Origin of the sequence: Micromonospora rubida, from assembly GCF_009908295.1 — a bacterium.
Classification (GTDB): Bacteria; Actinomycetota; Actinomycetes; order Mycobacteriales; family Micromonosporaceae; genus Micromonospora; species Micromonospora rubida.
The window spans coordinates 580,506-593,516 of sequence record NZ_JAAALO010000002.1 but is presented as its reverse complement, the minus strand read 5'-3'; the positions used below and the strand labels follow the sequence as shown (position 1 = coordinate 593,516).

Below are 13,011 nucleotides of genomic sequence, written 5' to 3'. Positions count from 1 at the left end.
CCAGTCGGGTGATCTTGCATCCCCGCGGCCCCGTCTACCTGCGGTGCGATCACTTACACCGGCGGGAAAGCGTTGGCGCAACCGGTTCTCCACCGCCTAGCGTCGGCGGGTCATGCGATTCGAACCGGCCGGTGATCCCGGCGTACCCGACGACCGCTCGGCGACCCGCTACCTGGTGTGGCTGGCCGGTCGGCAACCGCTGCTCTTCTTCGCCGCCATCGGCCTCGGCGTGGTCTGGATGGTCGCCCAGGCCCTGATGCCGGCCACCGTCGGCCGGGCCGTGGACGCCGGCCTCACCCACCGCGACCAGGGCGCCCTGCTCACCTGGGGGCTGGCCCTGCTCGGGCTGGGCGTGCTCCAGGCCGGCGCGGGTGCGCTGCGGCACCGGTGCGCGTTGCACAACTGGCTGGGCGGCGCGTACCGGACGGTGCAGGTCACCGTCGGCGCGGCGAACCGGCTGGGGGCCGCGCTGCCCCGCCGGGTCGCGGGGGGCGAGGTGGTCAGCATCGGTACGGCCGACATCGGCCAGATCGGCCACGCGATCGACATCACCGCCCGGGGCGCCGGATCGCTGGTCGCCATCGCCACGGTGGCGGTGATCCTGCTCTCCGCGTCGGTGCCGCTCGGCCTCGTCGTGGTGCTCGGGGTGCCGCTGCTGATGGCCGTGGTGGGGCTGCTCATCCGGCCGCTGCACCGCCGGCAGCAGGCGTACCGGGACTCGGAGGGGGCGCTGACCGCCCGGGCCGGCGACATCGTCTCCGGGCTGCGGGTGGTGCGCGGTGTCGGCGGCGAGCCGGTGCTGTCGGCCCGGTACCGGGCTCGGTCCCAGGCGTTGCGCGCCGACGGGCTGCGGGTGGCCCGGGTGGAGTCGCTGCTGGAGGCGACCCAGATCCTGCTGCCCGGCGCGTTCCTGGTGCTGGTCACCTGGCTGGGTGCCCGGTTCGCGCTGCGCGGCGAGATCACCGCCGGCCAGCTCGTCGCCTTCTACGGCTACACCGCGTTCCTGGTCAGCCCGCTGCGTAACCTCACCGAGGCGGTGGACCGGCTGACCCGGGGGCACGTGGCGGCCCGCCGGGTGGTCCGGCTGCTCCGGCTCACCCCCGAGCTGGTCGACCCCGCCCGCCCGGCGACCCTGCCGGCCGGCCCGGGCGAGCTGGTGGACGCCGAGTCGGGGCTGGTCGTGCCAGCCGGCCGGCTCACCGCGCTGGTCGCCGCCGCCCCCGAGGACGCCGCCGCGATCGCCGACCGGCTCGGCCGGTACGTCGACGCGGAGGTGACGCTGCACGGCGTACCGCTGCGGGAGGTGGCGCTGGCGGCGGTGCGCGAGCGGATCCTGGTGGCCGACAACGACGCGCACCTGTTCACCGGCCCGCTGCGGGTGGAGCTGGACCCGCACGACGCGGCCGAGCCGGCGACGATCCTCGCGGCGCTGGACGCGGCGAGCGCGACCGACATCGTCGACGCCCTGCCCGACGGGCTCGACGGCTGGGTCGCCGAGCGGGGCCGGGAGTTCTCCGGCGGTCAGCAGCAGCGGCTGCGGCTGGCCCGGGCGCTGGTCGCCGACCCGGAGACGCTGGTGCTGGTCGAGCCGACGAGCGCGGTGGACGCGCACACCGAGGCGCGGATCGCCGCGCGGCTCGGCCCGGCCCGGCGGGGCCGGACCACCCTGGTCTGCACCACCAGCCCGCTGGTGCTGGGCGGCGTCGAGCACGTCGTGTTCGTGGAGGACGGCAAGGTGGTGGCCGAGGGGCCGCACGAGGAACTGCTGCGCACCGAGCCGCGCTACGCGGCCACGGTGAGCCGGGGGGAGAGCTGATGACCACCGCACTGCCGGTCGCCGACGCCGGCCAGGTCCGCCGGTACGCCCGCGCCCTGGTCCGCCGGCATCCCCGCGCCCTGGCCGTCACGCTTGGCCTGCACGCGCTGGCCGCGGCGGCCGGGCTGGTCGCGCCGCGGCTGCTCGGGGACCTGGTGCAGGGCATCTCCCAGGGCACCTCGACCGTCACGGTGGACCGGATCGCGCTGGCCATCGGCGGTTTCGTGGTGGCCCAGTCGGTGCTGGTGCGGTTCGCCCACCTGGCGTCGGCCCGGCTCGGCGAGGGGATGCTCGCCGAGCTGCGCGAGGAGTTCGTCGACCGGCTGCTCGCCCTGCCGCTGTCCACGGTGGAACGGGCCGGCACCGGCGACCTGCTCACCCGGGCGTCCCGGGACGTCTCCGCGCTGTCCAGGACGGTTCGGTTCGCGGTGCCGGAGACGCTGATCGCGCTGGTCACGGTCGTGTTCGTCGTCGTCGCGCTGCTGCTGACCGGGCCGCTGCTCGTGCTGCCGAGCCTGCTCGCGGTGCCGATCCTGTGGGCCGGCACCCGGTGGTACCTGCGCCGCGCCCCGGCCGGCTACCTGCGGGAGAACGCCGCGTACTCCGACATCACCGACGGGATCAGCGAGACCGTCGAGGGGGCGCGGACCACGGAGGCGCTGCGCCAACAGGCCCGCCGCGGTGCCCGCACCGCCGCCGACATCCGCCGGTCGTACGTGGCCGAGCGGTACACCCTCGGGCTGCGTACCGTCTTCCTCCCGGTCGCCGAGCTCGGGTACGTGGTGCCGGTGGTCGCCACCCTGGTCGTCGGCGGCTGGTTCTACCTGAAGGGCTGGGCCAGCCTCGGCCAGGTCACCGCGGCCACCCTCTACGCCCAGCAGCTCGTGGACCCGGTCGACCGGCTGCTCTCCTGGCTGGACGAGTTGCAGGTGGGCGGCGCCTCGATGGCCCGGCTGCTCGGGGTGGCCGCCGCCGACGACGCGGGCCCGAACCCGGCCGTCGGGTCACCGCGACCGTCGGCGGGCGGCGGCCCGGCCGCTCCCCGGCTCGTCGCCCGCGACGTCCGGTACGCCTACCGCGAGGGCCGGGACGTGCTGCACGGCGTGACCCTGGTGCCCGAGCCGGGGGAGAAGGTGGCCATGGTCGGGCCGTCCGGGGCGGGCAAGTCCACCCTGGGCCGGCTGCTGGCCGGGGTGCACTCCCCGCGCACCGGGTCGGTGACCGTGGACGGCCGGCCGCTGGACGGGCTGCCCCTGGCGGAGCTGCGCACCCACGTCGCGCTGGTCACCCAGGAGCATCACGTCTTCATCGGCACCCTGGCCGACAACGTGGCGATGGTCCGGCCCGACGCGGACCCGGCCCGGGTCCGGTCGGCGCTGGCGGCGGTGGACGCCCTGGGCTGGGCGGATGCGCTGCCGCAGGGCCTCGACACGGTGGTCGGCGCGGGCGGGCACCCGCTCTCCCCGGCGCAGGCCCAGCAGCTCGCGCTGGCCCGGCTGGTGCTGGCCGACCCGCACACCCTGGTCCTGGACGAGGCGACCTCGCTGATCGACCCCCGGGCCGCCCGGCACCTGGAGCGCTCGCTGGCCGCCGTGCTGGCGGGCCGGACGGTGATCGCCATCGCGCACCGGCTCTTCTCCGCGCACGACGCCGACCGGGTGGCCGTGGTGGAGGACGGCCGGATCATCGAGCTGGGCTCGCACGACGAGCTGGTCGCGGCCGGCGGCTCCTACGCGGCCCTCTGGCGCTCCTGGCACGGCTGAGCCCGGGGGCGGGGGCCAGTGGCCGGGTCAGCGGGTGAGGGCCATCAGCAGGCCGAGCAGGATCAGGGTGGCGACGGCGACGGCGAAGACGACCAGCAGGTCCCGCCGGCCGTGTTCGGCGGCCGGCCCGGCGGGGGGCGGCTCGACCGGCAGGTCCCGGGTCACCGTGGCCAGGTCGTTGAGGGTACGGGCGGACCAGACCACCCCGACCCGCTCGGAGAACTCGTCCAGGCTGAGCCGGCCCGCCGAGGTGTGCCGTTGCAGCTCGGCGACCACCCGGTGCCGGTCGTCGTCGGAGGCGCGCAGCTCGACGTCCACGGAGGACAGGGTACGCAGCCGTCACCGTCGGGTCCGCCCCGCCGAGAGGTGGCTGTCAGGCGGCGTCGAGCGGGTCGGCCAGCAACCGCTCGAAGGCCAGCTCGGCCGCGCCGATCAGGGCGGCGTCGTCGCCCAGCTTCGGCGTACGGAGCCGGACGTGTTCGAGGCAGGCCGACAGGCCGATCGAGTTGAGCCGGCTGCGTATCTGGGCCGCCGCCGCGAGGTACAGGTCCCGCATCGTCCCCCCGAAGATCACCATCTCGGGGTTGAAGATGTTGACCAGGTTGCCCACGCCGAAGCCGAGCCAGTCGCCGATCTGCCGGACCGCCGCCTGGGCCCGCGCGTCGCCGCGGTCGGCGGCGTCGAAGACCGCGAGCACCGCCTCCCTGCCGTGGGCCTCCGGCCGGCCCGCGGCGCGTAGGAGGGCGTACTCGCCGATCTCGGATTCCCAGCAGCCGCGCGATCCGCACGCGCAGCGGACGCCGTCCCGGTTGACGACCATGTGCCCCACCTCGCCGCCGTAGCCGCCGTGCCCGGTCAGCCGGCGGCCGCCCGCGATGATGCCGGCGCCCACCCCCACGTCGCCGTACAGGTAGATGACGTTGTTGCAGCCGGCGGCGGCGCCGCGGGTGTACTCGGCGAAGGCGCAGACGTCGGCCACGTTGCCCACCGTGGGCGTCGTGCCGGTGCCGAGCTCGGCGGCCAGGGCGTCCGCGATCGGCTCGTCCACCCAGCCGGTGTGCGGGCCCAGGCGGACCATGCCGTCGTCCCGGCGGACCATGCCGCAGACCGCGATGCCCGCGCCGATACAGATCATTCCCGGCCGCACCTCCTGCTGCATCCTCTTGAGCTCCCCGGCCAGCAGCGGCGCGGTCTCCTCAGCCAGCAGGCCGCGCGGACGCTCCACCGTGCGGCGGTCGAGCACGACGCCGCCGAGCCCGATCCGGGCGATCCGCAGCCGGTCCACCTCGATGCTGAACGCCCAGGCGTAGACCCGGGCCGACTCGGGCCGGACGACCAGCGACGGTCGTCCCGCCCGCCGGGTCTCCCTCGGCGTCTCCTCGCTGACCAGGCCCGCGTTGACGAGGTCGGTGGTGAGCGCGCCGATGGTGCTGCGGTTGAGCCCCAACTCGGTGGTGAGCGTGGCGCGCGACGTCGCCCCGTGGACGTGGACGTGGCGCAGCAGCGCACCGAGATTCTGCCGGCGAATCTCCTCCTGGCTCGGGCCCGCGCGCATCGGCTGTTCAGCGGTTCCCGGTGGCGACGGCACGGCGGCGGGAGAGCGCGTCGACGCCGGCGGCCAGCAGCAGCACCAGCCCGGTGAACAGGTACTTCACTCCGGAGCTCGCGTTCATCAGGCCCATGCCGTTGTCGATCACCGCGACCACCGCGCCGCCGAGCACCGCGTCCACCACGCGGCCCTTGCCGCCGAAGAGGCTGGTGCCGCCGATCACGGCCGCGCCGACGGCGTACAGCAGCACGTCGCTGCCGCCGGTGTTGGCGTCCACGGAACTGAACCGGCTGGCGGCCACGACGCCGCCGACCGCCGCCATGGACGAGCAGACCACGAAGACCGAGATGCGGATGCGGTCGACGCTGATGCCGGCGCGGCGGGCGGCCTCCCGGTTGCCGCCGACCGCGTACACGTGCCGCCCGTAGGCGGTGCGGGACAGGACGAAGGTCAGCGCGACGAGCAGCAGGGCGATCAACGGTACGACCACCGGCATCCCCCGGTTCGAGCTGATCAGGCTGTTGAGGCTGCGTTCGAGGTTGAGCACGTGAACGGTGCCGCCGACGCCGACGGCGAGCGTGCCGATACGGACCAGCACCACCGACAGGGGGTCCGTGACGAGCCCGCGGACGGAGCGGTTGCGGTACCGCAGCAGCTGCGAGGCGGCGTACCCGGTGACCACCACGGCGGCCAGCAGCCAGCCGACCAGCGGCGGAAGGTTGTTGTTCTCGATGGCGACGATGGGTTCGGCCTGGACCGGGACGCTCGTGCCGCCCTTGATCAGCATCAGCATGACGCCCTGGAAGGCGAGGAAGCCCGCCAGCGTGACCACGAAGGACGGGATGCCGACCTTCGTCACGAGGAAGCCGAGTGCCAGCCCGATCAGCACGCCCGTGCCGAGGGCGGCGAGGGTGGCCACGTACCACGGGTAGCCCTGGATGGTCAGCAGGTTGGCCAGCACCGCCGCGCAGACCCCGCTGGCGAAGCCGGCGGACAGGTCGATCTCGCCCACCAGCAGGACGAACACCAGGCCCATCGCGATCAGCACGACGGCCGCGCCCTGGGTGAACAGGTTGGCGAAGTTGCCGGCGGTGAGGAAGTTGGGCCGCAGGACCGAGAAGAACACGCAGAGCACGACCAGGCCCAGGATGGCCGGCAGGGCGCCCATGTCGCCCCCGCGCAGGCGGGCCAGGTAGCCCTGGACGTGGCCGCTGAGGGTGGGTTGCCCGACGGCGGCCACCGGTTCGGTGTGGACCGTCCTGGTCCGTGTGGTCATTCCGCAGCTCCCGCGACTCTGGTGCTGAGGTAACCGTTGCCGGTCTCGGTGGCGGTGCCGAGCCTCCCGCTACGCCCCGAGGTGATCAGCTCGACCACCTGGGCGTGTGTGACGTCGGTCGTCCTGACCTGGGCGACCATCTGGCCGAGGTAGAGCGTCGCGATCCGGTCCGACACCGCGAAGACGTCGTTCATGTTGTGCGAGATGAGGACGACGGCCAGCCCGTTGTCGGCCAGTCGCCGGACCAGTTCGAGCACCTGGGCGGTCTGGGCCAGGCCGAGCGCCGCCGTCGGCTCGTCGAGGATGACCAGCCTGCTGTTCCAGAGCACCGCCTTGGTGATCGCCACCGTCTGGCGCTGGCCGCCGGAGAGGCTGGAGACGTGCTGCCGCAGCGAGCTGATCGTCTTCACCGACAGCGAGGCGAGGGTCCGGGCCGCCTCTTCCTCCATGGCCGGCTCGTCGAGCACCAGGCCCGAGCGCCGTTCCCGGCCGAGGAACATGTTCTGCACGATGTCGAGGTTGTCGCAGAGGGCGAGGTCCTGGTAGACGACCTCGATGCCCAGGGCGGCGGCGTCCCGGGGGCCGTTGATGGTCACCGGCTGGCCCTCGAAGAAGTATTCGCCGGCGTCGGTGCCGTGGATGCCGCTGATGCACTTGACCAGCGTCGACTTGCCGGCGCCGTTGTCGCCGACGAGGGCGGTCACCTCGCCCGGATGGACTGAGAAGGCGACGTCGTGAAGGACCTGTACGGGGCCGAAGCTCTTGTCGACTCCGCGCAGCTCCAGCAGGGGGGTCCCCGACACGGTGGTCTCCTTCGCGTAGGTGTCCGACGGTCGGAGGCCCACCGGACGGGCCGTCCGACACGACGGAAGTGTCCGACGGCCGGGCAAGAGGGTGTCACATCCGACACGGGCCGGGACCGACCGGCTCAGCTCAAGCCGATCTTGGCGCAGAGCGCGACGTACTTCTCGGTGCAGACGGCGTTCCTGTCGACGAAGCCGTCCGCGATGACGTTCTTCACCGTCTCCCTGGTTATCGGTTGGGCCTCCAGCAGCACGGCCGGGACGTCCCGGTTGCCCGCGGTGTCCCGGAAGCTCTGGTCGGTCTTCCTCTTCTCGCCCCTGGCCAGCGCGATGGCCAGCGCGGCCGCGGCCTCGGCCTCGGCCTTGATCGGCTTGTACACGGTCATGCACTGGTCCCCGGCCAGGATGTGCTGCAGGGCCTGCGCGTCGGCGTCCTGGCCGGTGACCGGGACCCTGCCGTTGAGCCTGTTCTTCGCGAGCACGGCGATGACCGCGTTGGCCAGTCCGTCGTTGGCGGCGAGCACGCCGTCGATCTTGCCACCGGTCTGGGTCAGCATCTGCTCGAAGATGGTGCCGCCGGTGGTGTTGTTCCACTCGGGCACCGACTGGTCCGGCCCCTTGACGTATTCCCGTGCGTCGTATCTCGGCCCGAGGACGGAGTCGTAGCCCTCCTTGAGCTGGGCCGCGTTGTTGTCGGTCGGTGCGCCGTTCAGCTCGACGACCACCGGCTTCTGCCCGCCCTTCTCGGCCAGGCACTTGACCAGGCCCTCGCCCTGGAGCCTGCCCACGGAGACGTTGTCGAAGCTGACGTAGTACTGCGCGGAGCCGCCCAGGGTGGGCCGGTCGTAGTCGATCGTGGCGACCCCCCGCTGGGTGGCCTTGTCCAGGACGGCCTTGCCGGTGCCCGAGTCGAGATTGGTGATCATCAGGGCGGTGACCCCGTTGGTGATCATCTGCTCGGCGATGGTGACGAAGCGTGCCTTGTCGTTATGGGCGTTCTGGATGTCGTACTCCACCCCGGCCGCCTTGAAAGCGGCCGCCAGGTACTTGCGGTCCGCGGCCTCCCAGCGGTTCGACGAGGCGCTGTCCGGCAGGATCACCCCGATCTTCGGCCTCGGCCGGCCGGCGGTGTCGTCGGAGTCGCCGCCGCAGGCGGTGAGGTTTCCGGCGGTCAGCATGCCGACCGCGGCGATGGCGAGGATCCCTCTGCGCATGTGCACGGGTCCTTTCGAGGGGGACGGAACTCGAGGGTGCCTGGTGGTGACGCGCGCGCGACAGGGCCTGGTGGTGGTTGCTGACGGCGACCTTTGTTGTCTCCGGCAACCTATTGTTTGGCGGATCTGTCGCACAAGGCCGCGGAGGTCAAGAGTTCATCGCGGACGGTAACGATTCGGGAACGCGCTCGACACGCTCCGTCATCGGTCCGGTCGGGGTGGTCGCCGCCATGGAAGGTGCACGGAAATTAATAAATACCCATCGATGGAATATTGACCCCGTGCAACTCGGTGCGTAAGACTGTTGCCACTTGCGGTGACCGTCCATGGTGGACGCAACCGCCGGTGCCGGCACGGGACGCCGGTCAGCGAACGGGGGTCACCACATGTCGATGAACTGCGCCCTGAGCACGTTCCCGCCGTCATGACGACGGCCGCCGTTGCCGTGGGCGTCGTCGCCTGCGCCACCGCAGCCGTCCACCTCTGCGCCGGGCTCGGCAAGCTCGTCGCCCCCGAGCACGCCCGCGAGGCGGTCGCGGGGCTGCTGCGGCTGGCCGACCCGGTGGCGCGACGGGTCGTCCGCCTGCTGGCCCTGGCGGAGACGTTCGTCGCGATCGCCCTGCTCGTCCCGGTCCTGCGCCCGACCGGCGCCCTGCTCGCCGGCGTACTCGGCCTGGCCTTCGCCGGGGCGGGTCTGCTCGGCCGGGCCCGGGGCCTGCGCGCGCCGTGCGGCTGCTTCGGGCGGCCGGAGAGCCGTCCGCTGGGGGCCGGCTCCGTGCTCAGCGGGCTCGCGCTCGTCGCCGCCGCGATCATCGTCCTGCGGTACGGCCCGGGCGGCCTCCCGCGCCCCGACCTGCTGCCGGTCGGCACCGCCGGCCTCGCGGTGGCCATTGTCGTCTGGACCTGGCGGGACATGGTCCGCGACCTGATCCGCGCCCGGCCGACCCCGGCCGCCCACGACTGAGGAGTGCATCGATGGGTTATGTGTTCGGGTTCGCCCTCCTGGTCCTGGCCGGCGCCGTGGTGGTGCTCTTCGCGATGCTCGGCCAGCTCTCGACCCGGTCGGGCGGCGGGGCCGCCGCCGGGACCAGCGGGGTACGCCTGCTGGAGGAGGCCCGGATCGGCACCACTCCGTCCACCTGGCCGGCCGGCCTGTCCGGGGCCGGCGAAGGGCCGCTGCGGATCGTCCTCGTGTTGAGCACAGCCTGCTCCAGTTGCCGAAAGGTCGCCGACCAACTCGTCGGCGGGTCCGACGTGGCTGACGTCGCGGTGGTCGTCTCCACCGGCGACGCCGTCGTCGGCGCGGAGTTCGTGGCGGCCAACGGACTGGCCCGGCTTCCCCACCACGTCGACGAGGGCGGTGACTGGGTGCGGGGGGAGTTCGGCATCGCCATCAGCCCTGCGGCGCTCGTCTTCCGCGACGGGATGCTCATCTCCGCCCTGGCGTTCACCGACTTCACCCTGTTGCGGGCCACCGTGTCCCCCACCCGGCAGCGGGTCTGAGCGACAGCGCCCCGCCGCGCGACCGACCGTCCGCACGTCGAGAAGGAGCGTCGCCATGATCGTCTGGGTCGTTCTCGGCATAACAGGAGCCATGCTGCAGGCCCTCAGCCCTTGAGGCGTGTCCATGGCCGGGGTCGCCGGTCCCATGTTGCGTCGGAACCCGTTCGAGGGCGTCCGGTTCCTGGTCGGCCTCGCGGTCGGCGGGGTGATCGCCGGCGTGCTCCTCGCGATCCCGGTGTTCCTCGCGGGCATGCTGCTCCAGCAGTTGCTGCCCGAACCGCTGCGGCTGGCGCTGTTGGCCGCGGTCGCCGTCTGGCTCGGCGTCGCCGACCTCCGTGACCGTACGCCGCACATCTGGCGGCAGGTGCCCCAGCGACTGGTCCGCACGCTCCCCGGCGGGACGCTCGGCGTGGTCTGGGGCATCGACCTGGGACTGCTCTTCACCACGCAGAAGACCGTGTCCCTGATCTGGCTCGCGCTGGCGGCCGTCCTGCTGGTCGATCCGGCCTCGGCGCCGATCCTCCTCCTCTGCGTCGTGCTCGTCGCGAGCCTGCTGGTCTCGCTCTGGAGCATGTCCAAGCACGCCGACCTACCGGAAAGGAGGAGCCGGAAATGGGTGGTACGGGCGAGACGGGCCTCGGGCGTGACGATCCTGGCCGTGGCGCTGTCCCTCGTCGTGGCCGTGGTCCAGGCATGACGCCGCTGCTGGAGCCGGACCCGGCCAAGGGGCAGGTGGTGGTCACGCGGTTCACCTGCCACACCCTGCCCAAGGTTCTGCTCATCCTGCTGATGCACCTGCGGCTCAAGCGGCACGTCCGTCGGCAGGCCACCGGCTACCTCGGCATCAAGGTGCTGGTGGACTGGCGGCAGCGGGTGGTGCTGAGCATCTCGCTGTGGCAGGACCTGGACAGCGTCTACTCGATGGGCGGGATCCCGCGGCACGTCGGGGCCTCCCGGGCGCCGGGCAGGTTCGGCATCACCACCACCTGCGGCGTCTTCTGCTACGCCGGCGGATGGACCCGGGTCATGTTCGGCGGAGCGGCCAAGGCCGAGTCGCCGCTGCACCCAGCCACCCCAGTCGCCGATCCGGCGACACGACGGACCGCCGCCACGACGGGATGAAGGAAGGGCCGGAATGAGCTACCTGACCATGTTCGTGACCGTGCTGCTCGCGGGAGCGATCGTTCTTCTCTTCGCCCTGGCCGGCGAGCTGTACGCGCGGACCGGCGGCCTGGAAGGCTCGCCGGCCTCCCCGGCCGGCGGCACCGGGGTCCGGCCGCTCGAACAGGCCCGGTTCGGCGAGCGCCCGAGCGGCTGGCCCGGCCAGCTGGCCGGCTTCGGCAGCGGCGGCCCGCGCGTGGTGCTGGTCCTCAGCACGCGATGCGCGAGCTGCGAGGACGTGGCCGCGCAGCTCGCCGGCCAGCCCGACCCCGACAACCTCGGCGTCATCGTGACGACGGCCCACCGAGACGAAGCATTGGAGTTCATCGACCGACACAGAATCGACGGACTGCCCCACCACATAGATGAAGGCGGCGACTGGGTCGCCACTCAATTCGGCGTAAAGATCAGCCCCTCCGCTCTGGTCATCAAAGAGGGGCGGCTGGTTTCCGCATTGTTGTTCAGCGATGTCGCGGCAGTCCGTGCCGCGGTACAGGCAGCTAAGGAGGCTGTATGAGCGACGACGAACGCGAGGCACCCCGGTCCCGCGGTGGCGGGTCCCGGCGGGGGTTCCTCGCCAAACTGGGCGCGGTGGGCCTGGTCACCTCGGGCGCCGTCTTCGCCCGGTCGACCCCGGCGATGGCCGCCAACTACCAGTGCTGCAATTTGGTCTTCGTCCCGCCGAACGTCACTTTCAGCAACTGCAGCGCGGCCACGAACTACACCTGGTCGTGCACCACCTCCGGCGGCTTCCTCTGGTGCCAGTGCTGCGAGAAGAAGTCCGGCGGCACCACCGTGGGGTCGGCCGCCTCCTGCCAGTACGGCTGACGGGCCCCGGCCTCGCCCGTCGCGGCCGGGCCGTCGCACCCATCGGAAACCCCGCAAACCGCTACCTCTGAGAGGAAAGGGGTCCTGCAGTGAAACTACCCATCGACCGCGGCCTCGTCGTCGTCAGCGACGAGGCCGACGGTACGCAGACCATCCACATCTGCGCGGACATCCGCAACGGTGAGCCCGTCGACGTCTTCGCCTCGCACAACAGGGCCGACCGGGTTCGCGTCCAGGAGGGCGTCACGTTGACCCGACGCGGTCAGCGCAGCTTCTCCACCCAGATCCTCGAGGTCTTCGACGAGGAGGGTGTGGTCAACATCCAGCGGGTCAGCACCCGCGGCTGACCAGGAGGCCGCCGGGTGGGCCGACACCGGCCACCCGGCGGTTCCCGTTTCCGCGCCGGGCTGTCCGCCCCGCTGCCGGTGGCACGAACCGACGGCTCCGCCCGCCGGGCGCGGGCGACCGACGCCACCGGCTGGTGCCGTCCCGGCGGCTGTCGTGGCGTCCACCCGGCCTCGCCGTCGAACGGGCGTCGCTCACCCGGCCTCGCCGTCGAACGGGCGTCGCTCACCCGGCCTCGCCGTCGAACGGACGTCGCTCACCCGGCGGCGAGAGCGGCGGTCGTCGCGTCGGTGAGGGTGACCAGGTCGGCCGGGGCCAGCTCAAGCTGAAGGCCGCGTCGGCCGGCCGAGACGTAGACGGTCTCGTGGCCCAGGGCGGACGCGTCCAGCACCGTGGGCAGGCGCTTGCGCTGGCCGATCGGGCTGATCCCGCCGCGCACGTAGCCGGTGGCCCGCTCGGCGACCGCGCGGTCCGCCATCGTCGCCCGCTTGCCGCCGAGCGCGGCGGCCAGCGCCTTGAGGTCCAACTCGCCGGTCACCGGCACCACCGCCACCGCGAGCGCGCCGTCGACCTCGGCGACCAGCGACTTGAACACCCGCTCCGGGGGCACGCCCAGGGCCGCCGCGACGAGCGCACCGTAGTTCGGCGCGTCCGGCGAGACGTCGTACGGATGGGTGCTGTGCCGGATTTTCCGCCTGTTCAGCAGCGCCGTCGCCGGAGTGCCCTGTCCCGCCATGCCCGACAAGCTAACCC

The 13,011-nt window shown here is 72.7% G+C and carries 15 protein-coding genes; 9 read left to right on the top strand and 6 right to left on the bottom strand.

The window, feature by feature from the left end; translation table 11 throughout:
* Positions 1-112: 112 nt before the first annotated feature.
* Together GVV04_RS07085 and GVV04_RS07080 are read left to right on the top strand one after the other, a co-directional pair.
* Positions 113-1,816, top strand: a complete 1,704-nt coding sequence (locus GVV04_RS07085; RefSeq protein WP_161685799.1) for an ABC transporter ATP-binding protein — start codon at positions 113-115, stop codon at positions 1,814-1,816.
* Positions 1,816-3,579, top strand: a complete 1,764-nt coding sequence (locus GVV04_RS07080) for an ABC transporter ATP-binding protein (protein ID WP_161685797.1) — start codon at positions 1,816-1,818, stop codon at positions 3,577-3,579. Before GVV04_RS07085 ends, GVV04_RS07080 begins: the two co-directional genes overlap by 1 nt.
* Before the next feature lie 27 nt (positions 3,580-3,606).
* Here the strand turns inward: GVV04_RS07080 and GVV04_RS07075 are convergent, their stop codons facing one another.
* From GVV04_RS07075 to GVV04_RS07055, 5 genes are all read right to left on the bottom strand, one after another.
* Positions 3,607-3,897 carry a DUF1707 SHOCT-like domain-containing protein gene (locus GVV04_RS07075; RefSeq protein WP_161685796.1) on the bottom strand — a complete coding sequence of 97 codons (291 nt, stop codon included), beginning with the start codon at positions 3,895-3,897 and terminating at the stop codon, positions 3,607-3,609.
* Between the two features lie 55 nt (positions 3,898-3,952).
* Positions 3,953-5,134: an ROK family transcriptional regulator gene (locus tag GVV04_RS07070; RefSeq protein ID WP_161685794.1), complete on the bottom strand. Its 1,182-nt coding sequence runs from the start codon at positions 5,132-5,134 to the stop codon at positions 3,953-3,955.
* A gap of 7 nt (positions 5,135-5,141) precedes the next feature.
* Positions 5,142-6,404 carry a sugar ABC transporter permease gene (locus tag GVV04_RS07065; protein ID WP_161685792.1) on the bottom strand — a complete coding sequence of 421 codons (1,263 nt, stop codon included), beginning with the start codon at positions 6,402-6,404 and terminating at the stop codon, positions 5,142-5,144.
* Positions 6,401-7,207 (bottom strand): ATP-binding cassette domain-containing protein, encoded by an 807-nt coding sequence (locus GVV04_RS07060; protein ID WP_161685790.1) that lies wholly within the window; start codon positions 7,205-7,207, stop codon positions 6,401-6,403. The genes GVV04_RS07065 and GVV04_RS07060 overlap by 4 nt, the downstream gene beginning before the upstream one ends.
* 125 nt (positions 7,208-7,332) lie before the next feature.
* Positions 7,333-8,421 (bottom strand): sugar ABC transporter substrate-binding protein, encoded by a 1,089-nt coding sequence (locus GVV04_RS07055; protein WP_161685788.1) that lies wholly within the window; start codon positions 8,419-8,421, stop codon positions 7,333-7,335.
* A 424-nt stretch (positions 8,422-8,845) separates the two neighbouring features.
* Between GVV04_RS07055 and GVV04_RS07050 the strand changes: the two genes are divergently transcribed.
* The 7 genes from GVV04_RS07050 to GVV04_RS07020 all read left to right on the top strand — a co-directional run bounded on the left by GVV04_RS07050 (position 8,846) and on the right by GVV04_RS07020 (position 12,260).
* The gene (locus GVV04_RS07050; RefSeq protein WP_161685786.1) at positions 8,846-9,385 is read left to right on the top strand and encodes a MauE/DoxX family redox-associated membrane protein; all 540 of its coding nucleotides are present in this window, start codon (positions 8,846-8,848) and stop codon (positions 9,383-9,385) included.
* An 11-nt stretch (positions 9,386-9,396) separates the two neighbouring features.
* A complete protein-coding gene (locus GVV04_RS07045; protein ID WP_161685784.1) occupies positions 9,397-9,924 on the top strand; it encodes a hypothetical protein in 528 nt (175 codons plus the stop codon).
* A 145-nt stretch (positions 9,925-10,069) separates the two neighbouring features.
* Positions 10,070-10,621, top strand: a complete 552-nt coding sequence (locus GVV04_RS07040) for a hypothetical protein (RefSeq protein ID WP_161685782.1) — start codon at positions 10,070-10,072, stop codon at positions 10,619-10,621.
* Positions 10,618-11,046: a hypothetical protein gene (locus GVV04_RS07035; RefSeq protein WP_161685780.1), complete on the top strand. Its 429-nt coding sequence runs from the start codon at positions 10,618-10,620 to the stop codon at positions 11,044-11,046. The genes GVV04_RS07040 and GVV04_RS07035 overlap by 4 nt, the downstream gene beginning before the upstream one ends.
* A 13-nt stretch (positions 11,047-11,059) precedes the next feature.
* The gene (locus GVV04_RS07030) at positions 11,060-11,602 is read left to right on the top strand and encodes a hypothetical protein (RefSeq protein ID WP_161685779.1); all 543 of its coding nucleotides are present in this window, start codon (positions 11,060-11,062) and stop codon (positions 11,600-11,602) included.
* The gene (locus tag GVV04_RS07025) at positions 11,599-11,913 is read left to right on the top strand and encodes a hypothetical protein (RefSeq protein ID WP_161685777.1); all 315 of its coding nucleotides are present in this window, start codon (positions 11,599-11,601) and stop codon (positions 11,911-11,913) included. The genes GVV04_RS07030 and GVV04_RS07025 overlap by 4 nt, the downstream gene beginning before the upstream one ends.
* Before the next feature lie 89 nt (positions 11,914-12,002).
* Positions 12,003-12,260, top strand: a complete 258-nt coding sequence (locus GVV04_RS07020) for a hypothetical protein (RefSeq protein WP_161685775.1) — start codon at positions 12,003-12,005, stop codon at positions 12,258-12,260.
* Positions 12,261-12,514: 254 nt separating this feature from the next.
* On the opposite strand, the gene ybaK is transcribed toward GVV04_RS07020, so the two are convergent.
* The gene (ybaK, locus tag GVV04_RS07015) at positions 12,515-12,994 is read right to left on the bottom strand and encodes a Cys-tRNA(Pro) deacylase (protein ID WP_161685773.1); all 480 of its coding nucleotides are present in this window, start codon (positions 12,992-12,994) and stop codon (positions 12,515-12,517) included.
* Positions 12,995-13,011 lie beyond the last annotated feature (17 nt).

What these genes read in the sequence shown, in the direction of transcription:
- GVV04_RS07085 (WP_161685799.1), top strand. Translation starts at nt 113, where the DNA reads ATGCGATTCGAACCGGCCGGTGATCCCGGCGTACCCGACGACCGCTCG.
- GVV04_RS07080 (WP_161685797.1), top strand. Translation starts at nt 1,816, where the DNA reads ATGACCACCGCACTGCCGGTCGCCGACGCCGGCCAGGTCCGCCGGTAC.
- GVV04_RS07070 (WP_161685794.1), bottom strand. Translation starts at nt 5,134, where the DNA reads ATGCGCGCGGGCCCGAGCCAGGAGGAGATTCGCCGGCAGAATCTCGGT.
- GVV04_RS07065 (WP_161685792.1), bottom strand. Translation starts at nt 6,404, where the DNA reads ATGACCACACGGACCAGGACGGTCCACACCGAACCGGTGGCCGCCGTC.
- GVV04_RS07055 (WP_161685788.1), bottom strand. Translation starts at nt 8,421, where the DNA reads ATGCGCAGAGGGATCCTCGCCATCGCCGCGGTCGGCATGCTGACCGCC.
- GVV04_RS07050 (WP_161685786.1), top strand. Translation starts at nt 8,846, where the DNA reads ATGACGACGGCCGCCGTTGCCGTGGGCGTCGTCGCCTGCGCCACCGCA.
- GVV04_RS07045 (WP_161685784.1), top strand. Translation starts at nt 9,397, where the DNA reads ATGGGTTATGTGTTCGGGTTCGCCCTCCTGGTCCTGGCCGGCGCCGTG.
- GVV04_RS07040 (WP_161685782.1), top strand. Translation starts at nt 10,070, where the DNA reads ATGTTGCGTCGGAACCCGTTCGAGGGCGTCCGGTTCCTGGTCGGCCTC.
- GVV04_RS07035 (WP_161685780.1), top strand. Translation starts at nt 10,618, where the DNA reads ATGACGCCGCTGCTGGAGCCGGACCCGGCCAAGGGGCAGGTGGTGGTC.
- GVV04_RS07030 (WP_161685779.1), top strand. Translation starts at nt 11,060, where the DNA reads ATGAGCTACCTGACCATGTTCGTGACCGTGCTGCTCGCGGGAGCGATC.
- GVV04_RS07025 (WP_161685777.1), top strand. Translation starts at nt 11,599, where the DNA reads ATGAGCGACGACGAACGCGAGGCACCCCGGTCCCGCGGTGGCGGGTCC.
- ybaK (WP_161685773.1), bottom strand. Translation starts at nt 12,994, where the DNA reads ATGGCGGGACAGGGCACTCCGGCGACGGCGCTGCTGAACAGGCGGAAA.